The organism is Bradyrhizobium sp. NP1 (assembly GCF_030378205.1).
Lineage (GTDB): Bacteria > Pseudomonadota > Alphaproteobacteria > Rhizobiales > Xanthobacteraceae > Bradyrhizobium.
Map to the genome: position 1 here is coordinate 5,680,766 of NZ_CP127385.1, position 24,803 is coordinate 5,705,568.

The following is a 24,803-nucleotide window of genomic DNA, read 5'->3' on the forward strand; positions in this document are numbered from 1 at the left end:
GCTTGCCGGCGCGCGTGGCGACGTGCTTTGGGAGATGTGGCGCCGTGACGTGCGGACCGCCGTCCGATTGGCGAAAACAAAAAGCCCGCTGCCGTTTCCGGCCGCGGGCTCAACAATTCTTGCGATGATGGCAGAGTGCCGGTGATTTGCCCGACGTGTCAAATCCGGGCGGGTGCTGTCAATCCGCAGGATCGGCGATCGGCGCGACCGAGCATTGCCGTCACTGCTGCAACAGCGGCTTGATCCAGCGGGCAAGGAATTCCTCAACGCCGCGATCCGGTGTACCGGAATCATCTGACAGGCCAAACACCGACGGCGGAAGACGCGTCGCCGGCATCGGCTGGCCGGTGAAGAAGCCGAGCCGCCTTGTCGACTGCGGCGGCTGGTTTGGATCGATCGGCGCACTGATCGGCGGCGAAGCGATCCCATTGCCGACGCGGTCAGAGCTGTCGGATGAAATGAACCGCATGGTTTGCGTCATTGGGTCGAACAGCGTTACGCCCGGCTTGCCCGCGATGCGCGTGCCCAGGAATCGCATCCGGCTCGGGTCGGCGGCTGTGTCGGCTGGCGTCGCCTCGTTCGGTGGCACAGCGAACGCGTGCGCGTCATCGGCCGGCCGCGACGCAGGCGCCGCGTTGGGCGCGAATTGTCCAGCACCGAACGGACTGGCTGGCGCGCTCGAAGTCGATGCGAAGAGCCCGGAGGCTACGGAGGGAGACGGGTTTAGGTTCGCCCAGTCGCGGGAGCCGCTGAATGACAAGCCTGCATCTCTTGCTGCGAGAAGAGGACCAAACAGTCCGTCCCGCGGCTGATAGGCTGTCGGCTGTACTTGCCCGCTCGGAGCACCGAGCTGCATCGGCCCACGAATGTTGTTTGGCGCGCGCAGTGTCGGATCGACGATATCGCCCGCACCAGGCGTCAGATGCTGTTGCAGAACCGAGCCATTCGGGACGACTGGGCCTTCGCTCTTTGGAACGTTCGCATCCTTTGGCGGAGCTGGGACAACATTCAAATAGTTGGATCCGGTCGTATTCTCCCCTTCGAATTTGAGCGTGCCGGGACGACCACCGCCGTTGACGTAATCATTGTACCGATCATCGAAGAACTTTTGGCCAAGTGTTGAATATGCGGTGACGAAGGCCGCCTTGTCTGCATCAGACATCTGATTCCAATCAGCAATCCGACCCGCTGCCCAGTTGTACGCCTGCCGGGCAATGATAGCCTGAAGGCCGATCGAAGCCTTCATGCTAGTGGCGGGATTAATGAGGTCCGCCACCAATTTCGGCGTGTCGCCTGCATATTGGCCCAGACCTAATGGATCAGAGCCTTGTCCGAACAGTTGGGGATGAGCAAGATAATAAGCCAAGGCCTGCATCGCCGTGCCGACCTGGATATGCGCAACACCAAGATCGTTCAGCGTTGTATTGTTGAAACGATTGAAGAGACCGCCAATTCCCGCACCTAGCGTGTTGGCCAAACCTTTACGCTGGACGTCGTTCAAATTGTCAACGTAATCCTGATTGGTAAGCGGCCTTGCCGGAGCTCCATCGATTCCCGCATAGAGTGTTCCGTACAAGGCTTCGACATTGGCAACACCATGGAGCGCATCGGCGAGCACCTTTGAATGAAGAATGTTGTAGTCGCCAGAGGCGTCCTTGTTCATCTCGCGCGCAATCGCCCCTGCGATAGCCAAGGGTGATACGCCGGCGGCGTCGGCCGCCGCCGCAATCAACGGCCCGAAAGCCTGAATCTTCGACAAAACGTCCTTGTTCAGTGGCGTAATTGGCTTGCCGCCATCTTTACCATCCATCGCTAACCTCTTTAAAAACGTGTGACTACTGTCCGCCCTGCGCCTTCTTCATCGCGAGCAGACCATCGATCGAGATTTCCTTATCGTCGGGAAGCCTGAATGGAGCTGCTTTTCGCAAGTCAAAGACGTTGCCGGCTCTATATTCAGGAAGGGCATGACTGTAAGGAAATAGCCCACCCAGATATTCGACAAAACGACACTGCTCCCGCTGTCGCGTATCGAAGAGCGTGCCGTAATAATGAATGCAGAATTCTTGCACCGGCGCGATGCGCCACCGGCCGTTGAACGTCATCGGAAACAGGTACCAATTCGTCCACCAGATTCCTTCCGTCAGATCGAGACGAGGTCCTGTCCAAAGAACAAAACGGTGCGAGGCGCCGAAATAAAAAACTGAATTTCCTGCCGATGGATGAGAAAATAAAATCGTTGCATTCGAGAGATAAGACTCGATCTCGTCGGCGGTTACAAACTTCCTGGCAAAATGGCGCTCCGCATTCGCGGGAAGGTACCAGTCAGACAAACGAGTCTCTTCGACAGACAGAATCTTCTCTGACAGATAGACGTAGCCCCAAACGCAAAGAATGACACCGATAACGATGAATGCCCACTTCCGGATTTTCCGACGAGGAGGTTCAGCGTGCGTCTCAGCAACTTCTGTCATAGCGACTGCCTTGTGCCCTCCGACCAACCTAGAGGCGAACATTTGATATTAGAACATATCAAGAACACAATCAAGCGTGGCGATGAGATCAGACAGGCGGTCATCAACGCTTCCTAAAACAATGTGCGGCAGATCGCGATTGATGCGATCGTTTCGGGCGCGGACCCATATCCCCTGAAAATGCGGGGGCCGCATGCGGCGGCGGGCGAAAACGCCGTGCCGCCGGCCGGGCGCGTTCGCGCGCGCCGGCTAGACCATTTCCGGTTCTGATCGAATCAGAACCGATGCTCGAGATTCTTGTTTTGACGCGCTTTCTTCACGCGAACCGGCACCCACTTCGCTCGAAAACGCTATAGCTCGCTGCGCCCCGTTCGCTCGACACGCCGGCATCACGCGGGATCGTTCGAGCGAACGGAACGCCATTTGGAAGAGAGGTTCGGACGGCGGCGCGCTTTTCCGGCGCGCGTGGCGACGTGCTTTGCGGAGATGTGGCGCCGTGACGTGCGGGCCACCGTCCGACTGACGGTGCGACGTCGGCTCGATGACATTGCCAGCACCTGATACGGTCGTCCGTCCCGCATTCGGATCGAACGACGCGCTCTGCACGCCCGATGCGGCATCGGGAGGCGCCTCAAAGTCTCCAGAGTTCAACAGGGAGTTGATGGAAAAGAAATTGCGATGGGAATATTTGCCGCCAGCAAGACGGTTTGGATCAGGCAAGACGCTGCCAGGGCCCCCTGCGACTCCTATTGGAAAGAACGAACGAAACCTGGCTTCGCCCATTTTGTAGAAGGCGCCGAGCAGTCCAGCCTGCGTTTGCAGGTCGGAGACATCCTTTGGATCGGTAAACGCTGAACCGTAGAGACCATCGAGATATTGATAGCCGCGCGCGACGTTTAACATCGCCATCGCAGATGTCAGAGGACTATCCAGACTCTCGAGGTCCGCGACGAACTTTTTGAAGTCAATGTGCTCAGCGCCGATAGGTCCCGAGGTCGCGCCGGAGGGATTCAGCAGATATTTCCGAAGCCCAAGCGGATCGTTCGCATAGGAGGGGTTGTTCAGATAGCCCAGCAGATAATTTGATGCCGTCCCGAGATTGATGTTGCCGGGCCCGACGTCGATAGACATCGGATTAGACAACTTTCTCGCGTCGAATACTGGATTAAGTAATCCAAGTGGGCCACTCCGGTTGAGAGAACCATCCAGTATCTGGGGAAGAGAATCATTAAATCTGCGAGCGAAATACTCATTGCTGAACTGCGATGATACTAACCAATCAAGAAACGCGTCCGTTGCCGTCATGCGGCCGTCGGCTGAGTGGACGTTTCTCATTTCCTCCGATATAGCGCTCGCCGCAGCATGTGCAACCTGGTCAGGCAAGCCGAGCGCCTGCGCGTGCCTCAAAAATTCTCTGCCGTGCTGGGCGATGTAGCTCAACACAAACTGATTGGCGGGAGTGGGATCATACGGGCCGAATGACGCCATTTGCTGTCTCCTGAAAAATTGCTGTTGACGTGCTCTGACGAGGGAGCGCTGGGGCTTCCATGTCGGCACAAATCGTTCTCGGGCGAGCCGGAATCCGCGGCGCCTGGATATGCACCAGCGCTCGGCGGCGGGCTTGCGCGCAGAAAGCGGAGATAAGGATCGAACCGGCCGCGTGGTGCCGAAGCGGCCACCGTCCACAAACGCAGGCGGCGTCTATTGGATTCGTCAAATGAGATCGACGGCGGCCGCGTTCGGGGCAACGTGGTCGAAAGCCCGGGGCGTGAGAACGTGACGGCTGCTCTCGATTCACAGGGCAGCCGCGCTTGTGCTAAATATTTGTCGGCCGGAACATGGTCTTTCGTCCGGTGGCGAACAGCCTTGCTCCCTTATACGGGAGCTGCTCGGCCTGAACGAATGGGCACCTATGGAGAGCATCGCAAGATTCCTGCTGCCCGTTGACCCCGAAGACTTTCTGTTGAGAGCTTTGGCAGCGCTTGCAGTTCTCTTCCTGTTTGCCTGGCTTATCCTCAGAGGATGGTCGACCCGGTCTGGCATAAGGTCACCCGGATTCTCGCCCGCAGTCACGGCTGCCTTGTTTGCTCCTGTTCTCCTCGTCGTCTCCCTCATAGTTTTGGCATCACAAAGATTCGAACATACGGTTTCTACCTATGCCTTGGTTATCTTCTTCTACGCCCTGTTCTTCGCGCCAACCTTCCTTCTACTGCTCCCGGCCGGCATCGCGTCCATCGTCATGGCCCGGCGAAAGAAGCCCATTTCAAATTGGAAATTGTGGCTCGTGCTCGCGACGTGGTTTATCTCGTCCTGGTTATGGCTTGCGGCATTGTTAGGCACAGCTCACTGAACAGTTGCCGCGTACAGAGCGCACGAATCGCGATTCGCTCGGTCCAATAATTGCAATCGCGTTCGAGCACCGGCGAGAGCGGAAACGCGGTCATCAGCGTCCCCAAAAGCAATTTGCGGCAGATCGCGGAGATGGCGCGATCGTTTCGGGCGCGAACCCATATCCCCTGACAATGCGGGGGCCGCGTGCGGCGGGGGCTTCAAGGCCGCGCCGCGAGCCAGGCGCGTTCGCGCGCGCGGCTAGAGCATTTCCGGTCCTGATTGGATCAGAAAAGAACGATCAGCGACGATAAGCGCGAGCTGTGCCTACCGAATTCTTCAAACGAAATCAGCGGTGGTCTGGTTCGCGCAATAGCGGGAGAAAGGACGGAAGAACGCGCCGGCGGCTTTCAACTTACAGACCAGCCGTGCTTATGCTAAAATCTATCGGTCGAGGCATCGAGCGGAAATGATCTTTCGTCCGACGGCAGCTCGGAGCGGCTTACTGCCTTGTACGGGGAAGAAGCCGCTTGGTCCGCGCGAAACGAATAGGGCGCTATGATAGATATTGCGAGTTTTTTGCTGCCCACCGACCCCGACGCTTTTCTTCTCAGACTGTTGTCGGCACTTGCCGTCTTCTTCCTCTTTGCGTGGCTTATCCTCAGACGATGGACGAACCGGTCGGGCATAGGTGAAAGTGGATTCTCGCCCGCCGTCTCGGCTGCCCTTTTCGCCCCTGCTCTCCTCGTCGTCTACTTCATAATTTTGGTATCATTCGGACTCGAACATAGAGTGTCCGCTTATGCCTTTGTTGTGTTCTTCTTCGGCCTTCTGTTCGCGCCGACCTTCCTTCTGCTGCTCCCAGTCGGCATCGCGTCCATCGTCATGGCCCGGCGAAAGAAGCCCATTTCAAATTGGAAGCTGTGGCTTGTGCTCGCGACGTGGTTATTGTCGTCGTGGGGACTGCTTGCGGCATTTTTTAGTCAAGGTCACTGAGCCGTGACCGCGTGCTGAGTACGCGCACCGTTCTGGTCGAGCGGTCGGGGTCCGACTTTGTGCGAAAGACCGGCTTTCACTCCTGTCGTGTAAAATTCGCTATGTAGATTCTTGCGCGCACATCCGAGCAGGTTTCCCCGACCAAAGCGCTCGCGATGGCTTCCGCCAGCGTTCGCATTTCAGGGAGAGTAGCCACGGGCTGCTCGTCCGAATAAACGACGAGCCAATTGTCATCACCGAAATATTGTCGGGTACAGGCGATGCTGTTCGCCAAATGATCGGGAACGATGCCAGGCATCTTCACCTCCGGGTGATAGTGAGAATCGCAAAGGTCCCGGAGTACGGGATTTGCAATGTCCTTGCTAACCGAATAGCCTTGGTCGATCAGCAGTATCGCTTTGTGCCCCCTTCCACTACGAGCAATGTCTAATTGCTGGATCATGGGCCCTGGACGAACCTTGCAGACATGTGGTGGACCAACGTCATTCTGAACGGCGGCAGACGCACCCGAAGCACCTGCCAGCCGCGCCACAACGCTTTGGTACCAAGCTAGAAAATCGTCGTACCTGACGCCTGCATAGTCACCTTCGTTCAAACTGAGGATGAGCTTCTCTGGCGTTCCACTCGCGTAGAGCTCGCGATAGGCCTCCACGATTGCCGGCTGTAGACCTAGCGACAGATATATCGGCCGCCAGGTATTCCACCGTTTTGCCGCGCACGATTGAATCGACGATGTTATGAAATTCCAGCTCATCGACAGGATCAGCCTTGAGAATATTCGAAGCCAAGCGAGCACAATGAGCGAGAAGGCATTCATCGACCGTGACATTCAAGCTGTCCGAATCGAGAACCATGATGGAATTCGGTTCGATATCAGGATCGAAGCTGCAATTACGATCGCTGGACGACAATTTCTCGGTCAGAACTCTGCCAAGAATGATCTCATTGAGAAATCGACTGCGAAGATCGAATGACGATTTTTTCGGTTCGGCAAAGATTCGCGACGAAAGGTTGGGGCCGGTCTTGGGACGAACGTAAAACAAACCTTGGCTATCCCCCGCCACGTCGCAGGCGGCAGGTTCGGCGACAGCGACCACGGAAATGGAGATCATGCCGGCCACAAGAAGTGAGAGCAAACTTGAACGGAACACGATCACCCCTCGCTTGTCCTAATAGGTCCTCCAAGCAACTTGGAGGCGAATGTCGTACGCTAGAACCTATCAAGAACGACATCAATCGTGGCGAGCGCGGGCGAGATCGAACGAGCGGTCATCGACGTCCCCAAAAGAAAATGTGTGCGGCAGATCGCGGACGGCGCGATCGTTTCGGGCGCGAACCCATATCCCTGAAAATGCAGGGGCCGCGTGCGGAGCGGCTTGACGGCCGCGCCGCGGGCCAGACGCGTTCGCGCGCGCCGGCTAGAGCATTTCCGGTTCTGATTGAATCAGAACCGATGCTCTAGTTTCTTGTTTTGACGCGTTTTCTTCACGCGAACCGGCACCCATTTCGCTCGAAAACGCTATAGCTCGCTGCGCTCCGTTCGCTCGACACGCCGGCATCACGCGCGATCGTTCGAGCGAACGGAACGCCATTTGGAAGAGGTTCGGACGGCGGCGCGCTTTTCCGGCGCGCGTGGCGACGTGCTTTTTCGGAGATGTGGCGCCGTGACGTGCGGGACGCCGTCCGATTGGCGAAAACAAAAAGCCCGCTGCCGTTTCCGGCCGCGGGCTTAAGAAATCCTTGACGATGGCAAAGTGCCAGTGGCCTGTCCGGTGTTCAAACCTCGTTCGGATTGACTTAAATGCGAAATGGGATCGCCTCGACGGACAGGATCGGCAGACAAGAAAGCCCGCGCCGAATGCTCGGTTGCGGGCTTGTTTACCAATTTCTGCGAGGATGCAGCTATGCCCCTGATTTGCCCGACGCGTCAAGGGCACAATTTCTATTGCGAAGACGAAAGGAAATGATCCGGATCGGTCGGCGGCTGTCGTTCGCTACGGCCGAAATCCATCGGATGAGGAGATAGCATGTATTTCGTCGCTGTCGTCTTGGTCGTGCTGTCAGCGCTGTTCTATGCCGCGGGTCATCACGAGATCGGCTCGCTCGGCACCACGATGTGCCGCTATGGCGACTCGTTCTGCGACAATCCGTTCCTGGTGCTTGTCGGCGCCGCCCTCGCCGCGGCCTGGGGCAAGTTCGTCAGCATCCGCTAAGCAAAAGCCCGCCCCCGTTTCCGGTGCGGGCTTGTTGCGACAATTCCGGTATGCGCCTGATTTGCCCGACGAGTCGAATCGCCTTTGTCACGGCTCGGCCGCGGCTGACCCTGGAACTTTCAGCGCGCAGAAGACTTGGATCGAGAACACGGAGGCGCGATACCGGAATGGACCTGATCCGACCTTGAACAGAATGACCGAAACCAAGCGTCCAGCATCGAAGAATTTCGGCAGGACGCTGTTTCGTCTGCTCGGACCAGGACTGGTGACGGGAGCCGCCGACGACGACCCGTCGGGCATCGCCACCTATTCGCAGGCCGGCGCGCAATTCGGTTACGGCCTGTTGTGGACGGTGTTTCTCACGACGCCGTTCATGATCGCGATTCAGCTCGTCAGCGCGCAGATCGGCCGCGTGACCGGCAAGGGTCTTGCCGCCAACGTGATGGAAGTAGCGCCCCGTGCGGTGGTGCTGGGGCTGATTTTTCTCCTGGTCGCCGCCAACACCTTCAACATCGCCGCTGATATCGCCGCGATGGCGGAATCGTTGTCGCTCGTCATCGGTGGTCTCAATCACGAGCACGCGCTGATCTTCGCCGCGACATCGACCTTGTTGCAGGTGTTCGTGCCCTATCGCCGCTACGCGCCGGTGCTGAAATTCCTGACGCTGACGCTGTTTGCCTATGTCGCGACCGCGCTGACGGTAGAGATCCCCTGGGGCACCGCGCTGCTTGCGGCGATCTGGCCGAGACCGAACCTCAGCTCTGATTATCTCCTGATGGTGGTCGCCGTGCTCGGCACGACCATCAGTCCCTATCTGTTTTTCTGGCAGGCGTCGCAGGAAGTGGAGGAGATGAACCAGGGCCGGATCAGCCGCCCGTTGCGCGATCTGGTGCGCGGCGGTGACCCCGAGCTCGACCGCATCCAGATCGATACCACGATCGGCATGCTCCTCTCGAATGTCGTCGCGTTCTTCATCATCCTGACGACGGCGGCGGTCCTCAACGCCAACGGTATCACCAACATCAATTCGGCGACGGATGCGGCCAACGCGCTGCGGCCGCTGGCGGGCAATTTCACCTTCCTCTTGTTCGCGCTCGGGATCATCGGGACCGGCATGCTGGCGATCCCGGTGCTGGCGGGATCGGCGGCCTATGGGGTCGCAGAAGTATTCGGCTGGCATGCGACGCTGGAAGCCAAGGCGCCCGAAGCCGTCGGATTCTACACCATCATCGCCGCCGCCACGGTCGTCGGCTTCGGGCTCGGCTTCACCGGGATCGACGCGATCCATATGCTGGTGTGGAGCGCCGTGCTCAACGGCATCGTCGCCGTGCCGATCATGGCGATGATGATGACGATCGTCTCCAATGACAGGCTTATGGGACGCTTCAAGGCTCGCCCGCGGCTGGTCGCGCTCGGCTGGGCCGGCACCGCGCTGATGGGGATGGCGGTCGTTGCCATGCTCGGCGCGTCCATTGCGAGCTAGGCGAGCAAGCGAGGACCGCTCAATCAGCCGCTGCGCTGCAACAGACGTCGCAGCTTGCGGACATCAGTTACCTCCTCGATCGTGAAGACCGTGTCGATCAGGCGTGCCGACTGCTCCGAGCCCAGCACCGGCACGATCAAGTCGCGCGCCTTCGCGATCACCTCGTTTCGTGTCATCGGATTGCGCGGCGTGCCGCGCACTGCTGAGACACGCTCGGACAGCCGCGTCCCGTCGGAAAGCTCGACCTCGACGATCGTCTCGCGCGCCGGCAGCAGCTTCGCGAGCTCCTCGTCCTTCACGAGACTGACCTTGGCTCGCTCCTTCAGCACGGCCGGGTCCTGCATCCGCGCCTTGTCATGGGCGGCGTGGAAGGAGACCGTCTTGTCGATCAGCATCACCGCGATCATGTGCTGCAGGCAGATGTCTGGGATGTCCCTGTTGTCCACGACGGCGGCGACGGACGGCGCAAGCCGGATCGTGACCCGCCTGACCTGGGCGGTCTCGAACGGCTTCCGGTTGCGGATCGCCTCGATCCCGTCGAGCGGTCCCTGGATCGGCGAGCCCACGGTCCACTTCTTGATGTCGGTCTGGGTGATCTCGTAACGCTCGCCGAGCCTGTCGATAAGCCGCTCGGCTTGCGCCTTCGGCGCAAAGGCCTGGAAGAAATTGTCGGGGCCCGAGAAGACATCATCGACGCCATTCCAGCCTGATTTGACCAGCAGCGCTGCGGTAACGCCATTGCGCGCCGGCATGCCGGCGAACACAAAGGCCTTCTCGATGTGGTCGGTGTCGCGCCGCCAGGCCGCGATCCCCGAGGATTGCTGCGCCGCATAGTCGAGCAGCCAGCGCATCTGGCGCGCGTCGAGAGCGGCCGCACAGCCGGCCGCAGCCGCGGCGCCGAACGTGCCGGCGATGCTGTGCGTCGCAAGGCTGCTCTCATAACTGAAAGCCGCCCCGCCCATCGCCATCACCACGCGCGGACCGATGTCGTAGCCCAGCGTGACGGCCCGCAGCAGGCCGGTGCCGTCGATGCCGTGCACCTCGCCCGAGACCAGCGCTGCCGGCACCACCGCACAGCCCGGATGCGAGCGGGATTCGTTGTGCGAATCGTCGGTTTCGTCGGCATGCGCCATCACGCCGTTGGCGAGCGCGGCATCGAGCGACGACGCGGTCACCGCCGAGACCACGACGGTCGCCGCACCGTTGCCGCCATGCTCGCGGATATAGCGCTGCGCCGCCTGGCCGGGCGGCAATTCCGATCCCGATATCATCGCGGCGAAAGTATCGAGCAGATGATATCTGGCCTGCTCCGTCACCTCATCCGGCAAGGCGCGCTTGCCGGCGTCGGCCATATAGGCGCTCAGCGCGGTCATCACGCGGCTGGGACCGGAAGCCTGCGCAAGGACGGGCCGCGGCAGCAATGTCATCGCCGTCGGCACCGTTGCCATCATGCCGAGTACGCTGCGTCGCGACAAATCACCCAAGGTCCGGCCTTCCGCGCTTGTCTTCCGTTCCGCTGAACGATCGCCCTGCATATAGGCTATTGCAGCGCATTGCGACAGACGGACATGCACGGCGAGCGTTGCCGAGCCAGCCCCTTTCGCCTAAGCTTTGTCAACAAACCAGGGAGGAAATGGCGATGGATATCATCCCCTTGGGCCCGGGATTTGGCGCCGAGCTGCGCGGGGTGACGCTCGCCGACGTCGCATCCAGCGACGAGGCCTATGCGGCCGTCCGTGCGGCCTTCGAGGAGCATTCGGTCCTTGTGCTGCGGGACCAGGACGTGACCGACGAGGTGCAGCTCGCCTTCTCCCGCCGCTTCGGCCCCCCCGAAGTGACCAAGGTCGGCTCGCAGGGTACCGGCTCGCATTTCGTGATCCTGAGCACGATCGGTCCCGACGGCAAGGTCGTGCCGTCAGATCATCGCATGCAGATGCGCGCCAGGGCCAACCAGCTCTGGCACACCGACTCCTCGTTCAAGCGCGTGCCCGCGCTGACTTCGATCCTCTCGGCACGCGTCATTCCCGATCAGGGTGGCGAGACCGAATTCGCATCCACCCGCCTCGCCTTCGAGCGGCTCGACCCGGAGATGCGCCACCGGCTGGAAAATTCCTTTGCCTGGCACGACTACGCGCATTCGCGCGGCAAGATCGCAGCCGACCTCGCGAGTCCCGAAGAGCGCGCGGCGCTGCCGCCGCAGTGCTGGCGCATGGTCTGGCGGAATCCCGTCAACGGACGCGGCGCGCTCTATCTCGCATCGCATGCCTACGCCGTCGAAGGCATGGAGCCGGCGGCAGGCCTAAAGCTGATCGAGGATCTGGCGGCGATGGCGACCGCACCCGGCACGACCTATCTGCACGCCTGGCGCAAGGGCGACGTCGTCATGTGGGACAACCGCGCCACGATGCATCGCGGCAGGCCATGGCCTTCGCACGAGGCCCGGCTGATGGTCCGCACCACGATTTCGGCAATCGAGGCTGATGGCGTCGGCACCATGCGCCCGCCCTTCTGGCAGGCCGCCGAATAGAGGCGGCGGCCCAGGCGCGCGGGCGCCAGGGCTTTCGGCCCGATCGAGCTTCGACGAGGCTGCCGGAACGCAGAACTAGACCCGGCTTGTTCGTCACAAGGATGCAACGCCGGCTGGATGCCGGACGGAGCAGGCCTACGCCGGATAGGGCGCAAGCGCGGCAGAGATTTGCGATGCAATGAGAAACGCGGCGAACACCGCAGGCACGCTGATAAATCGAAGAAACTGATCTACGGAAAGCATGTTTTCGTCCCCCCTAACAAAAATGCTTCCCAAAGGACCGCTCAATTCGTCGTTTGCACGGTCCGTTGGTCGCCGGTCAAAGCCTGGTCGGTATAGGCGGCGCCCGTAATCGTCAGCAGCGCCAAAATCGAAATGACAGCCAGTGTTTGCATGGCCAAATCGTCGATTCCGATTGTGGCCAAAAATGTCAAAGGCTGGTGCATTTTCGGGACGATCCCGGGAAACTTCATGACCGTCCGGAAGGCCCTGGCCCGTCAGTCCCGCCGCTAGACCAGCCCTAGTTCGGCCGGATGGACGCCGGCGAAGATGCGCTGGACGGCTGTCCCATCGAGGCCGTACATGCGCTGGAAAAGCCCGGCGAACATGGCGCGATAGTCGGTCAGGACCGGATAGTCGCGGTTCTGGAAAAGGCTCGCCTGGCTGACCTTGACCTGCTCGCCCAGGATGCGGCCGCCATTGATGCCGCCGCCCATCACCCAGTAGACGCTGCCATGACCATGGTCGGTGCCGCGGTCGCCGTTCTCCCGGAACGTGCGGCCGAATTCGGAAATGACGACCACGACCGTATCCCGCCACCCGGCCGGGCCGATCTCTTCCGAGAAGCCGGCCAATGCTCGGCCAAGCTCCCCGAGCCGGTCGGCGAGATAGCCCGTGGCCGCGCCCTGATTGACGTGCGTGTCCCAGCCCCCGACATCGACAAAGCCGAGGTTGAACTGCTCGCGCATCAGGCGTCCGATACGCCGCGCCGACAGCTCGAAGCCGCGCGGCGAGACGGCCCCGCGGTTGGCGGCCATCATCTCCTGCGAGATCGACTTGTAGACGTCGTCGCGGACCCTGAAGCCCTCTGAAACAGCCGAAGCGAGGCTGTCATGGGCATACATGCTCTGGATAAGCTGCGCCTGGCGATCATCCACGCCGGGGCGGCCGACGCTGTTGATGCCGATGTTCGGGATTTGCGCCTTGCCGCGGAACACCAGCGGAAGCTGCTCGGTGAAGGAGATCGGCTTGGCGCGCGTGAGCTCTGCCGCAAGCCGGCTCATGAAGCCCGAGCGATAGTCGCGCGAACCGCCGACCGATTGGCCGAGCTCGATCGTATCCTGGGTTTCGAAATGGCTCCGCGTCAGGTCATCGCCAGTGCCGGCAAAGGGGATGAACGCGACCTCCCGCTTGCCCCAGAGTGGCAGGATACTGTCCCGCAGCGCCGGATGCAGCCCCCAATCGGCACCGAGCGACAGCGCCGCATTCGGATTGCCGGCATCGGGACGGGCAATGCCGAGCGTCGGACGGGCGTTATAATAGAAGTCGCTCGATATCGGCACCAGCACGTTGGCGGCATCATAAGCGCCGCGCAGGAAAACGACGAGCAGCCGGGCTTCGGTTGCGGGCGCGGCCCAGACGCGGCCCGCCACCGTCACCGGAGCGATAGCGGCCAAGGCCTTCAACAGATCACGACGCTTCATGGTTGCGATCCTTTTCCAGAGCTAATGCATGAATTCCGGCGACGACAGAAACAGCGCGTTCCAGTCCTGGGGCGAGATCGCCTTGTCCAGCGCCGCCAGCGTGCTGGGTCCGAGCGCCTGCCGCAATCCGTTGAAGTAGAGCGCGTTCTGAAGCAGCGGATAGGCCGGCTGCTCCATCGCGTTTGGCATGTCGGGCTTGAACAGGCCCGCGGATCCCGAACCGATCTGGCGCGCGATCTCGAACCGCACCATCATCTGCCCGGGCCCGTTCCAGAACGGCGACGTCATCGCGTAGCCATCCGGTGTCTCGTGATTGAACAACCCTTCGCCAAGGCGGTTGAGCCAACCCTGAATCGGCGCTGTGTTCAGGATCACCTTGTCGTCATAGGCGAGCCGGACAGCCGACAGCACGTAGTGCATGGGATCCTTGAATTTGGTGCCGGGCTTCAGGGACGCGGTAAATTCCGGCGAGTGCACCATCGTGCCAAGCACCGCGGCGATATCGCCATCCGTCGTCCTGAAAGTCTGCGCCATTCGCTGCACCAGCGCCTCCGGCGGATTGTCCGAGACGAAATAGGTCGCGAGCTGTCGCGACAGATGCGTCGCCGTGGCGGGGTGGTGCACGATGATGTCGAGGGCCTCGTCGACCTCGGCAAGCCCCCTGCCCTTGATCGGATGGCCGAGGAAAACCTTGTCGCTGAAATCGTGCCGCGCGGGATTGAACTCGAACGCGCCCTCACGCAAGAGCTGGGATTGCAGCTCGGGCTTGAGTTTCGGATCCTCCGGCTTGAGGTCGATGCCCAATCCGGTCAGGATCTTCGCCAGTGCCTCGACGTCGGCCTGCGTGTAGCCGGAGCCGACGCCCATCGTGTGCAGCTCCATGATCTCGCGGGCGTAGTTTTCATTCAGATGGCCGACCGCATTGTCGGCGTTGTCGAGATAGCGCAGCATCGCCGGATGACGCAGGGTCGCGGCAAGCAACGCGCGGAATTTTCCCAGCGCATAGGGCCGAATCGCGCGATCGACATAGTCGCCGACCAGGATGCGGATATTGCCTTTCGACTGGACGACATTGAAATGGTTGAACCAGAACCAGGTCATGCGCTCGCGCAGCTGATCGGGTGCATAGAGCGCACGCAGGATCGTGCGCGCCGCGGCCTGCCTGGCGCGATCATTCATCGCCTGCTGGAAGACCTGCTGCGCCGCCTTCTTCTGGTCGGGGTCGGCCACCTGGTTCGCGCTCTTCGCCTGCTGATCGAAAGATACCGCGATGTCGAACGGAAACCTGTGCACGTCCGGCATCGCCTCGATCTGCGCCTTGGCAGCATCGGGTAGCGTGGCATTCGCGGCAGGATGCAACTGCTCGGCAAGCCAGCGCTCGCTACCGACGCCGCGCAGATGCTCGGCGCTCGAGGCAGTGATCCCCCAGGTCAGCCGGTCCAATAGCGCAAGGTCCTGAGAATTGAGCTCGCCGGCATGCGTGTCGGCGGCGCCGGCAATCGCTGCAATCAATGCCAGGAAGGCGCATCGGGTGCGCATCGACCTGAAGCTCGCGTTCAAGGTTCCCGAGATCATCATAACGACCTGGCAATTCACCAGTCGATCCGCGGCCATTCGAACTGGCCTCGTTCTTCAAGGTGTTTCGGTCAACGAGTTTGCTCGACCACGCCTGAACATGTTCTGAACGAAAGAACAAATAAATGATGGCGGAACGTGAAATTTCGTTAAGTCAATTCGCGAGGTATTTCCGCAGAACCTCGGCCAGGCGATCCGGACCGGTCTGTGGCGGCATGAAGCCGAGATACTCGCCGTTGCGGCCCATCAGATAAATCACGCCGGAGTGATCGATCGTATAGTCGCCGCTCCGCTCGTCCTGCGCTTTGGCATAGAACGCCTTGTAGGAATTGGCGACCTTTCGAATCTCCTCGGGCGTGCCGGTCAGGCCGACGAAACTGCGGTGGAAAGCCGAGAGGTAATCGGCAAGCAGGCGACTGTCGCGCTCCGGATCGATCGTGACGAACACGGGCTGAACCCCGTCCGCGGCAGGCCCGAGCGCATCGAGCGCCTGCGTGATCGCCATCAGGTCCGTCGGACAGACGTCGGGGCAATAGGCATAGCCGAAATAGACGACCATCAGCTTGCCGCGGAATTCGCCGTCGCTTCGCTTCCGGCCGGCGGCATCGGTGAGTGTGAACGGTCCGCCGATCGGGCCGCGGCCGTACATCAGATCGTCCATCATCTGGGCCGCCGACGGCGTCTCGGCCCCCGCAACCGATCCGCAGCCGAACAGTAAGGCAATCATCAGAAGCGCGAGCGCCCGCAGCGGCCCCATGACCGGAGATCAGATGCCAAAGGTGATGCGGGTGCCGGTTGTCGTGGTGAGCACCCTGCCGGGCATCTGCCGCTGCGCTTCCTGCGTGAAGTTCAATCCGCTGCAATGCATGGGAATCAGCACATCCGGATTGAGCTTGCTGATCTCGGCAACGACCTGTGTCAGGTAGTCAGCCGGCGCCGGCCCGAGATGGAAGCCGCCCATGATGGCATGGATTTTCTGCACGCCAGAGACCTCCATCGCCTGCCGCACAGAATTGACGATGCCGACATGACCGCAGGAGGAGATCACGATCAGGCCCCTGTCCTTCAGGTTGAAGCAGGTCGCGTGCTCATGGATGTGCTCGTCGGGCACGATCTTGCCTTCCATTTCCGCAGGCAGATAGTGGCTGGCGTTGCAGCCCGCGCCGTCCTTCAGCTTGAACTCCACCAGCGAATTCGGCAGCACCTTCTCGATGCTGCTGCGCTTGATCTTGCCCGTCGTGAACGCCTGCCCGCCGATGACAACGGGAGACTCGCAGAGCACGACCTTGACATCGTGTTTCGCGATATCGCGGCGATCGAGCATGCCGAAATCGCTCAGCTCGCCCATACTGCCCATCTTGACGTAGCGTTGGCAGAAATTGTCTTCGCCTCCGGCATACATCGTCAGATCGGCCGGCATGTCCTTGCGATGCCTGTCAAGGAATCCGAGCAGGCCGCCCCAGTGATCGAAATGGCCATGGCTCATGATCAGCGCGTCGATCCTGGAGGCGTCGACGTTCATCAATTCCATGTTGCCGTTGATGACCTCCGGCGTCCAGCCATAGTCAAGCAGGAAGGTCCGCTTCTCGTCGCCGCGCTGCGGCTCGAGATAAAGCGACAGTCCCCATTCGCTGTGCAGCGGCCGCTTCGAATCCGCCGAGCGCCCCGGCTCGGTCTTGACCCCGCTCACTTCCTGCGGCCGGAAGAAGATGTCGCTGGCACTGTCGACCAGGACGCGGACGCTGAGCTTGTCGATGGTGGGAACGTCGATCGGCCCCGCCTTCGCAAGTTCGATGCAGGAAAACCCACCGGCTGCGGCCGTCATGGCCAGGCCTGCGGACATTTTCAACGCGTCGCGACGGCTGAGATCGGGCATGGCGCTATTCCCTGCTGTATATGGCTTAAAACGCAATGAGCGAACTACAGGCCCGATCGTCGTTCGTGTCAACCTTTGTCATGAGGTGAGCGCCCGATGGTGGTGACCGCCGGCGCTCGCAGGCGAGCAGTCCCCTATGGATCGATCCCGCAACACCCGGCATAATGAAGCACAACGAAAACCATGCTCGCGAAACCGGGAGGCGCGCCGTGACAAAAGCATCAAGAGTAAAAAACGTCGAGCTCCTGGCCTGCGACGCCGGCTGGCGAAACTACCATTTCGTCAAGCTTACGACCGAGGACGGCGTGGTCGGATGGAGCGAGTATGACGAAGGCTTCGGCTCGCCTGGCGTCAGCGCGGCGATCCAGCGCCTTGCCACCCGCGTGGTCGGACAGAATGCCTTCCAGCACGAGCGGATCTACGCAGAGTTGTTTGCGGCGACCCGTCCCGCGGCCGGCGGCGTGGTCGCGCAGGCTCTCGGCGCAATCGAGAACGCCCTGCTCGACGCCAAGGCCAAGCTGCTTGGCGTGCCCTGCTACGATCTGCTCGGCGGCAAGATCCGCGATCGGGTTCGGGTCTACTGGTCACATTGCGCGACGTGGCGGATCAATCATCCCACCTGGTACAAGCCGCCAATCGAAAGTCTCGACGGCGTGAAGGCGATCGGGCGCGAGGTGCGCGACAAGAAATTCACCGCCCTGAAGACCAATATCTTCACCTATGACGAAGGCAAGCCTACCGGCTGGCGGCCCGGCTTCGGCACACCGTTCCAGCCCGAGATCAATGTCGATCGCAAGGTGCTCCGCGACTTGCGCATGCACGTGGAAGCGATGCGCGACGGCGCTGGACCCGATGTCGACATCCTCCTCGATCTCAACTTCAACGCCAAGACCGAAGGCTATCTGAAAATCCTTCGCGCCATCGCCGACCTCGACATGTTCTGGATCGAGATTGATACTTTCAACCCGGAGGCACTCGGCTTCATCCGGCGACAAAGCCCGCACCCGATCTCGTCCTGCGAGACGCTGTTGGGCCTGCGCGAATTCCTGCCGTATTTCCGCGAGCAGGCGATGGACGTCGCCATCATCGACACGCCGTGGAACGGAGTCTGGCAGTCGATGAAGATTGCTTCCGCCGCCGAACATCACGAGGTCAACGTCGCCCCGCACAATTTCTACGGCCACTTATGCTCGATGATGAACGCGCATTTCTGTGCCGCCGTGCCCAACCTGCGCATCATGGAAACCGACATCGATCGTCTTGCCTGGGATCATGAGCTGTTCACGCATCTGCCTGACATCCAGGACGGCCATCTGGTGATTCCGGATCGGCCGGGCTGGGGCACCGAACCCAACGAAGAAGCGCTTCGGGCGCACCCGCCAAAGAGCAGCGGCGGCCTTCTCAACTACGGCCGGAAGAGCGGCTAGGCTTGCCCCGCGCCAGCATCGCTTATGACTGCGGCGACGTCGTCCGCTCAGCGCGTCTCTGGGCTGGCAGGCTCTACGGGTTTTGGTCCGGGAGCGACCGGTTCGACCGGTGACTTCGGTTCCGTCGGGGTAACCGCAGCGCCGACGGCGCGCGCAGCTTCGCCTGTTGTCCTGTAGTTGGCAACCGCCACCGTCTGCACGTGCGGCCTGCTCCAGGGACCATGATCGACGAGCAGCATCGCGAGCAACCCCAGCATCGCCACCGCGAGCGCGATGAGGGCCGGATGGGTGAGCAGCGACGACGATCCGCCTCGTTTCCACGAAAGATTGTTCATGTTATCGGGCCCGTGTTTCCTCTTCCACGGACAATTCGCAACCGAATGGAAAGGTTCCGGCGCAAGTCACGCCGGTTCCACTTCCCCACAACGATCGTCCATGCGGAATCGTGCTAGCAGTCGCGCACGCAGGCCTTGTTCTTCACATCGGGCCGCGGATCGCTGACGAAACGGTCGCGGTTCGGCATCTTGATTGCGGCAAGCGTCTTCGCATCAAGCGTCGCGTCGCCAGGCAACAGGCCGTTGAGGTTGAGGACGTAAGCGGAGACGGCGTAGACATCCTCGTTGCTCAGCGATTGCGGCGCGTTCTGCGGCATGGCGCGGCGGATGTAATCGAACAGGGTCGGCGCATAGGGCCAATAGCTGCCCACGGTCCGGACCGGCTTGGTGGTTGCGAGCGTGCCCTCGCCGCCGACCAGCCTGTCGCCGATACCGCCCTCGCCCTTGTCGCCGTGACATGATGCGCATTGCTGCTCGAACACCTCGCGGCCGTGACTGACGGTGCCGCTGCCTGGCGGCAGATTGCTTCCATCGCCGCCGATATCGATGTTCCAGCCCGCGATCTCCGCGGGCGTCGCCGCGCGACCAATGCCGTAAGCACTTTGCGCCATCGCCTGCGGCGCACAGGCGAGGACCATGATCGCAAGCGGGATCGGACGCAGATCATGCCAGCGCATTGGTCACCTCGCCGTCAGCGGCAATCCGCCAGGGCCAGATCGCATTGTTGTGGTAGTAATAATTGTCGCCGCGCACGGCGAGCAGTTCGGCAAGCGTCGGCTGCACGTAGCCGGTCTCATCAATGGCGCGACTCTGGATGACCGCGGGCTTGCCGTCCCAGCGCCATGGCAGGCGGAAGCGGGTGAGTGCCCGCGTCAGCACCGGCTCCTGCAATTCGGCTTCTTGCCAGCTCTTGCCGTCGTCGACCGACACGTCGACGCGACTGATCTTGCCGTGGCCGCTCCAGGCGATGCCTGTGATCTGATGAAAGCCGGGCTCGGCCAGGTGTTGTCCGCCCGACGGCCGGGTGATGATCGACTTGGCTTCCATGTAGAAGGTGAACTCGCGCGCGGTGCCGTCCGGCATCGGGTCGGTGTATTTCGACGTCTCCTCGCGCGAATAGGCCGGCTCCGCGGTGACGTGGAGGCGACGCAGCCATTTTATATTCATGTTGCCTTCGAATCCCGGCAGCAGCAACCGCACCGGATAGCCCTGCTGCGGCCGCAAGCGCTCGCCGTTCTGGCTGTAGACCAGCATCGCGTCATCAAGACACTTCTCGATCGGGATGCTGCGCGTCATCGCCGCAGCATCGGCGCCCTCGGCAACCACCCACTTCGCGCCAGGCTTGAGCCCCGCCTCCTGCAGGACCAGCTTCAGGCTCACCCCCGTCCATTCCGCGCAGCTCAAAAGCCCAACAAGATCGGAAGCCGTCTTCCCGTAAGGTTTTGTATAGACCGGGTTGCCGGAGCACTCGATGAAATGGATGCGCGATTGCGACGGGAAGCGGCGGATGTCCTCCATGGTGAAAATCATCGGCCTGTCGACCAGGCCGTGCAGCATCAGGCGATGCTCGGCCGGATCGATGGTGGGAACGCCGCCGTGATGGCGCTCGTAAAACAGCCCGTTCGGCGTGATGATGCCGTCGAGCTCCTGCAGCGGCGTTCGGCCCGAGGCGGAAAGATATTGCTTGAGGTCTTTCGGAATATTCTTGACCACGTTCTTTTCGAACGGCGACGGCGTGCCGTAAAGCTGGCTGCCCATGGGATCGCCCGGCGCCTTCATCCATTCGGGGATGTTGGGCGGCAGGTTGTCCGCCTTGGGCGCTGCGGACTGCGCCATCGCCGCGCCTCCGGCGAGCCCGCCAGCGATCACCGCTCCGCCCGCGGCGGCACTTTCGCGAAGGAAGCGCCGCCGCGAGGTCGAAACCCGATTGTCCCTGGATTCAGCCATCGGAAATCTCCGTTCAGGTCGGGTTCCAGCATACCCCCTGCGCCGGGGACGGGCGATGGCTTTGCTTCTCAAAATCGGGCGACGGCCGGATCAGGATGACCAAAAGGCGGGAACCAGAGGGGCGTTTCTTTCCCAGCCGCAAAAACTCAAACCTTGAACAGCTTGGCGTAGCGCGCCTTGATCTCCTCGCTCTGTGCCAGCACGGCCGCGGGGTCGGACTTGAGCAGCTTGAGTTCAGCAAGCGATGGATGCCCGGGCTTTTCCTTCACCTGGGCGTGGAACGAGCGGTGGGCAAACTCATCGACCAGAAGCTGCTGGCCCTCGATGCTGAAGAAGAAGCTCTGGAAGAGCCTCGCGGCATTCGGATTGGGTGCATTGCGAAACACCCCTGACGGCACGATGATGAGCGGCGACCCCTCGGTCGCGTAAACGACGTCGACCGGTTTGCCCTGGTCCTTCAGTAGCAGCAGGTTGTAGTCGTTGCCGTCGGCCATGACGGCACGCTCGCCGAGCAGCAGCTTCTTGGGCGGATCGGCGGCCGACTGCACCTGCAATACCTTCTGCTGGGCGAGCTTCTCGAAGTAGCTCCAGCCGAGCTCGCGCGAGAGCACGAAGGTTGCGGTCATGATCGCACCGCTATAGCCGGGATGCCCCTTCACGATCTTGCCCTGCCACCTCGGCTCCAGCAGATCGGCATAGCTCTTCGGCGCTTCCCCCGGCTTCACCAGATTGGTGTTGTAGCCGATGGTTTCGAGCCAGCCGCATGACGTGGCATAGGTCCCGTCCGGATCAACCTGGTCCGCCGGGAAATATTTCGCGACGTCGTCGGGAAGATAGGGCGCGAGCCAATCCTTTGCCTTCCAGTCGAGGTAGTGGGCGGGATCGGTGGAATTGGCGACGTCGACGGCGTTGATGCCGCTCGCCTGTTCCTGGGCGATGCGCTGATAGATGCGCTCCGCGCCGGAACGTTCGACACGGACGGCAATGCCGGGATATTTGGCCTCGAAGGCTTTGCCCAGCCGCTCCCCGACGTTCAATTCCAGCGCCGAATAATAGGAAAGTTTGCCTTCCTTGCGGGCGGCTGCGATCAGTTCCGGCGTCACCGCGCTGGGCGGCGGTGCGGCCGCTCTCGTCGGTTCCGCGAACAGCGCGCCCGCCGCGAGTGCAGTCGTGGCCTTGAGTACGTCGCGCCGTGACCAGTGGCGACCCCGCATGGCGTTTTCCCTGTATGCTGCGCATTCGATCGGCGCTTGGGTGTATCAGCCGGAGTGTAGCAGATGAGACAGTGCGATGTCCTGATCGTTGGTGCCGGCCCGACAGGCCTGGTGCTCGCGCTTTGGCTGACCCGGCTGGGGGTCAAGGTCCGCCTTGTCGACAAGACCGCCGAGCCCGGAACGACCTCGCGCGCGCTCGCAGTGCAGGCCCGTACGCTTGAACTGTACCGCCAGCTCGACCTCGCGGATGCCGTCGTGGCCAAAGGCCATCGGGTCCCGGCTGCCAACTTCTGGCTCGGTGGCGAGCGGAAGGCGCGCTTCCCGCTCGCCGCGATCGGCGAGGGGCTTACCCCCTATCCATTCATGCTGATCTTTCCACAGGACGAGCATGAACGGCTCCTGATCGCGCGGCTTGAGGCGCTAAACGGTGCCGTCGAGCGTCGCACCGAACTAATCAGCTTTACCGAACGCAGCGATGGTATACTGGCCCGCCTGCGCGGGCCTGACGGCGCCGAGCAGGATTGCGAAGCGGGCTACATCATCGGCTGCGATGGTGCGCGCTCGACGGTCCGGGAGACGATCGGCGCCGGCTTTCCCGGAGGCACCTATCGGCAGCTCTTCTATGTGGCCGATGTCGATGCTTCGGGGCCCGCTCTGAACGGCGAATTGCATGTCGATCTCGACGAAGCCGATTTCGTCGCGGTGTTCCCGCTTGCCGGCAAAGGGCGTGCCCGGCTGATCGGCACGGTGCGCGATGAGCGTGCCGACCGCGCCGATACGCTGACATTCGCTGACGTCAGCAATCACGCGATCGCCCACATGAAGATCGAGGTGGCGGCGGTCAACTGGTTCTCGACCTACCACGTACATCACCGGGTGACGCGGCATTTCCGAAAAGGGCGCGCCTTCCTCGCTGGCGACGCGGCTCACATCCATAGTCCGGCGGGCGGCCAGGGCATGAACACCGGCATCGGCGACGCCATCAACCTCGCATGGAAGCTCGCCGCGGTCGTGGCCGGTCGGGCGAAAGAGAGCCTGCTCGACACTTACGAGGCGGAGCGGATCGGCTTTGCGCGACGCCTGGTCGCGACCACCGATCGCGCATTCACCTTCGCCACCTCAGAGGGCAGGCTCGCGCAATTCGTGCGCACGCGCCTGGCGCCGATCGTGATCCCTGCCGCCTTCCGGCTCGCGGCGGTTCGCCATCTCGCGTTCCGCACTGTCTCGCAGACCATGCTGAACTATCGCGGCGGCCCGTTGAGCCGCGGCAGCGCCGGAGCCGTGCATGGCGGCGATCGCCTGCCATGGGTCAAGAACGAGGCCGCCGACAATTTTGCGTCCCTCGATGCCATCGATTGGCAGGTGCATGTCTACGGCTCGGCGGGCGCGCCGCTCGTCTCCTGGTGTGCGCAGGAAAACCTGCGTCTGCAGGTCTTCCCCTGGAGGCCGGACTATGCGGCCGCAGGCCTGGTGCGCGACGCGATCTACCTCCTGAGGCCGGATACCTATGTCGCGCTCGCCGATATCGGCGGCAATCCGGACGCGCTGGCGCGCTATTTCAGAGATCAAGGCGTCCGTCTGAAGCACGCGAATGACGTCGTCACTCCAGCGGCGTGATCGCGTTGCTCGGTGTCGGTCGGTCCGTGATCTGCTGGCCGAACAGGCTGCCGATCAACTCGACCGCGGTGCGCGCGGTCCGGCCCCGCTCGTCGAGGAAGGGATTGAGCTCGACAATATCGACCGAGCCGACCAGCCCGGAATCGTGCAGCATCTCCATGATCAGATGCGCTTCCCGATAGGTCGCTCCACCCGGGACCGTGGTGCCGACACCCGGCGCGACCGCCGGATCGAGGAAATCGACGTCGAAGCTGACATGCAGCACGCCGTTGCGGGCGCGTACCTTGTCGATAAGGCGGCGGATCAGCACCCCGACGCCGAACTCGTCGATCGCCCGCATGTCGGCGATGCTGACGCGGCGATCACGCAGCAGGTCCTTTTCCAGCTTGTCGATCGAGCGTGTGCCGAACAGCTCGAGCTGGTCCGGGTCGATCGGCGCCCGCGGCACATCGCCCAGCAGGCCGTCGAGCCCGCCCTCGCCGCACAAAAACGCCGCCGACATGCCGTGCATGTTCGCGGTCAATGTCGTATCGGGCGTGTTGTAGTCGGCATGCGCATCGAGCCAAAGGACGAACAGCTCGCGGCCGGCCTCCTGCCAGTGGCGCGCCATGCCGTTCACCGAGCCCATCGACAGCGTATGGTCGCCTCCAAGGAAAATCGGCACTGCGCCGGACCGCGCCAGCTCATAGCTGTGCCGGCTCAGGATGCGGGTCCAGCGCTGGATTTCGCGGTAGTGATTGGCGTTCCTCGGTGGCGCGTCGCTCAGGTCAGCGGTGCCGTTGACCGCGAGATCCCCGTGGTCGACCACCTCGAAGCCGAGGGCTTCGAGCAGGGTTAGCAGGCCCGCGGTCCTCAGCGCCGCAGGCCCCATCAACGTTCCGCGCTGCGACGCTCCCATATCGATGGGCGCGCCCAGCACCGCAATCCGCTTCATCCCGACATCGGTCACGGCGAACGAACCCTGTGCATTGATTCCGGTGGCCGAGGGTAACAGAGATTCTTGAACGAGGGCTTCCGGAAGGACGGATAATCCGGAACAAAATCCGGGGCGGCGCATTGAATTCCCAAGGCTGCCACCCGCCGTCAATCAC

General features: G+C 61.8%; 23 protein-coding genes. 7 read left to right on the forward strand and 16 right to left on the reverse strand.

Annotated features, from left to right (window positions below; all coding sequences use genetic code 11):
* Positions 1–220: 220 nt before the first annotated feature.
* The 3 genes from QOU61_RS27610 to QOU61_RS27620 form a co-directional block, all read right to left on the reverse strand.
* The gene (locus QOU61_RS27610) at positions 221–1,810 is read right to left on the reverse strand and encodes a hypothetical protein (RefSeq protein WP_289654371.1); all 1,590 of its coding nucleotides are present in this window, start codon (positions 1,808–1,810) and stop codon (positions 221–223) included.
* Between the two features lie 25 nt (positions 1,811–1,835).
* Positions 1,836–2,471 carry a hypothetical protein gene (locus tag QOU61_RS27615; protein WP_289654372.1) on the reverse strand — a complete coding sequence of 212 codons (636 nt, stop codon included), beginning with the start codon at positions 2,469–2,471 and terminating at the stop codon, positions 1,836–1,838.
* 249 nt (positions 2,472–2,720) lie between these two features.
* Complete coding sequence (locus QOU61_RS27620; protein ID WP_289654373.1) at positions 2,721–3,959, reverse strand: hypothetical protein; 1,239 nt, start codon at positions 3,957–3,959, stop codon at positions 2,721–2,723.
* Positions 3,960–4,383: 424 nt separating this feature from the next.
* On the opposite strand from QOU61_RS27620, the gene QOU61_RS27625 reads away from it, so the two are divergent.
* The gene (locus tag QOU61_RS27625) at positions 4,384–4,821 is read left to right on the forward strand and encodes a hypothetical protein (protein ID WP_289654374.1); all 438 of its coding nucleotides are present in this window, start codon (positions 4,384–4,386) and stop codon (positions 4,819–4,821) included.
* 536 nt (positions 4,822–5,357) lie between these two features.
* On the forward strand, positions 5,358–5,795 hold the full coding sequence (locus QOU61_RS27630; RefSeq protein ID WP_289654375.1) for a hypothetical protein: 438 nt from the start codon (positions 5,358–5,360) through the stop codon (positions 5,793–5,795).
* A gap of 76 nt (positions 5,796–5,871) precedes the next feature.
* Here QOU61_RS27630 and QOU61_RS27635 read toward each other — a convergent pair whose 3' ends face one another.
* A complete protein-coding gene (locus tag QOU61_RS27635) occupies positions 5,872–6,447 on the reverse strand; it encodes a hypothetical protein (RefSeq protein WP_289654376.1) in 576 nt (191 codons plus the stop codon).
* Positions 6,377–6,952 carry a hypothetical protein gene (locus tag QOU61_RS27640; protein WP_289654377.1) on the reverse strand — a complete coding sequence of 192 codons (576 nt, stop codon included), beginning with the start codon at positions 6,950–6,952 and terminating at the stop codon, positions 6,377–6,379. The genes QOU61_RS27635 and QOU61_RS27640 overlap by 71 nt, the downstream gene beginning before the upstream one ends.
* 870 nt (positions 6,953–7,822) lie before the next feature.
* Between QOU61_RS27640 and QOU61_RS27645 the strand changes: the two genes are divergently transcribed.
* Complete coding sequence (locus QOU61_RS27645; RefSeq protein ID WP_289654378.1) at positions 7,823–8,008, forward strand: hypothetical protein; 186 nt, start codon at positions 7,823–7,825, stop codon at positions 8,006–8,008.
* A gap of 193 nt (positions 8,009–8,201) precedes the next feature.
* Positions 8,202–9,491: an NRAMP family divalent metal transporter gene (locus QOU61_RS27650; RefSeq protein WP_289654379.1), complete on the forward strand. Its 1,290-nt coding sequence runs from the start codon at positions 8,202–8,204 to the stop codon at positions 9,489–9,491.
* Positions 9,492–9,514: 23 nt separating this feature from the next.
* Here the strand turns inward: QOU61_RS27650 and QOU61_RS27655 are convergent, their stop codons facing one another.
* The gene (locus QOU61_RS27655) at positions 9,515–10,975 is read right to left on the reverse strand and encodes an MmgE/PrpD family protein (protein WP_289654380.1); all 1,461 of its coding nucleotides are present in this window, start codon (positions 10,973–10,975) and stop codon (positions 9,515–9,517) included.
* A 155-nt stretch (positions 10,976–11,130) separates the two neighbouring features.
* Between QOU61_RS27655 and QOU61_RS27660 the strand changes: the two genes are divergently transcribed.
* A complete protein-coding gene (locus QOU61_RS27660) occupies positions 11,131–12,018 on the forward strand; it encodes a TauD/TfdA dioxygenase family protein (protein WP_289654381.1) in 888 nt (295 codons plus the stop codon).
* 284 nt (positions 12,019–12,302) lie between these two features.
* On the opposite strand, the gene QOU61_RS27665 is transcribed toward QOU61_RS27660, so the two are convergent.
* From QOU61_RS27665 to QOU61_RS27685, 5 genes are all read right to left on the reverse strand, one after another.
* Positions 12,303–12,491, reverse strand: a complete 189-nt coding sequence (locus QOU61_RS27665) for a hypothetical protein (protein WP_289654382.1) — start codon at positions 12,489–12,491, stop codon at positions 12,303–12,305.
* Positions 12,492–12,527: 36 nt separating this feature from the next.
* Complete coding sequence (locus tag QOU61_RS27670) at positions 12,528–13,721, reverse strand: DUF1501 domain-containing protein (RefSeq protein WP_289654383.1); 1,194 nt, start codon at positions 13,719–13,721, stop codon at positions 12,528–12,530.
* Positions 13,722–13,742: 21 nt separating this feature from the next.
* Entirely contained in the window at positions 13,743–15,260 is a 1,518-nt protein-coding gene (locus QOU61_RS27675) for a DUF1800 domain-containing protein (protein WP_502876982.1), read from the reverse strand.
* Positions 15,261–15,450: 190 nt separating this feature from the next.
* Entirely contained in the window at positions 15,451–16,053 is a 603-nt protein-coding gene (locus QOU61_RS27680; RefSeq protein ID WP_289654385.1) for an SCO family protein, read from the reverse strand.
* Positions 16,054–16,062: 9 nt separating this feature from the next.
* On the reverse strand, positions 16,063–17,172 hold the full coding sequence (locus QOU61_RS27685; protein WP_289654386.1) for an MBL fold metallo-hydrolase: 1,110 nt from the start codon (positions 17,170–17,172) through the stop codon (positions 16,063–16,065).
* 209 nt (positions 17,173–17,381) lie between these two features.
* On the opposite strand from QOU61_RS27685, the gene QOU61_RS27690 reads away from it, so the two are divergent.
* Positions 17,382–18,599: a mandelate racemase/muconate lactonizing enzyme family protein gene (locus QOU61_RS27690; RefSeq protein WP_289654387.1), complete on the forward strand. Its 1,218-nt coding sequence runs from the start codon at positions 17,382–17,384 to the stop codon at positions 18,597–18,599.
* A 47-nt stretch (positions 18,600–18,646) separates the two neighbouring features.
* Here the strand turns inward: QOU61_RS27690 and QOU61_RS27695 are convergent, their stop codons facing one another.
* The 4 genes from QOU61_RS27695 to QOU61_RS27710 form a co-directional block, all read right to left on the reverse strand.
* Positions 18,647–18,934, reverse strand: coding sequence for a hypothetical protein (locus tag QOU61_RS27695; RefSeq protein ID WP_289654388.1), 288 nt, complete (start codon positions 18,932–18,934; stop codon positions 18,647–18,649).
* 113 nt (positions 18,935–19,047) lie between these two features.
* Positions 19,048–19,572 carry a c-type cytochrome gene (locus QOU61_RS27700; RefSeq protein ID WP_502876983.1) on the reverse strand — a complete coding sequence of 175 codons (525 nt, stop codon included), beginning with the start codon at positions 19,570–19,572 and terminating at the stop codon, positions 19,048–19,050.
* A 25-nt stretch (positions 19,573–19,597) separates the two neighbouring features.
* Positions 19,598–20,881, reverse strand: a complete 1,284-nt coding sequence (gene soxC / locus QOU61_RS27705; protein WP_289654390.1) for a sulfite dehydrogenase — start codon at positions 20,879–20,881, stop codon at positions 19,598–19,600.
* A 146-nt stretch (positions 20,882–21,027) separates the two neighbouring features.
* Entirely contained in the window at positions 21,028–22,095 is a 1,068-nt protein-coding gene (locus QOU61_RS27710; RefSeq protein WP_289654391.1) for an ABC transporter substrate-binding protein, read from the reverse strand.
* A gap of 63 nt (positions 22,096–22,158) precedes the next feature.
* Between QOU61_RS27710 and QOU61_RS27715 the strand changes: the two genes are divergently transcribed.
* Entirely contained in the window at positions 22,159–23,712 is a 1,554-nt protein-coding gene (locus QOU61_RS27715; protein ID WP_289654392.1) for an FAD-dependent oxidoreductase, read from the forward strand.
* On the opposite strand, the gene rocF is transcribed toward QOU61_RS27715, so the two are convergent.
* Positions 23,696–24,646, reverse strand: a complete 951-nt coding sequence (gene rocF, locus QOU61_RS27720; RefSeq protein ID WP_289654393.1) for an arginase — start codon at positions 24,644–24,646, stop codon at positions 23,696–23,698. The genes QOU61_RS27715 and rocF overlap by 17 nt on opposite strands.
* Positions 24,647–24,803: the final 157 nt, after the last annotated feature.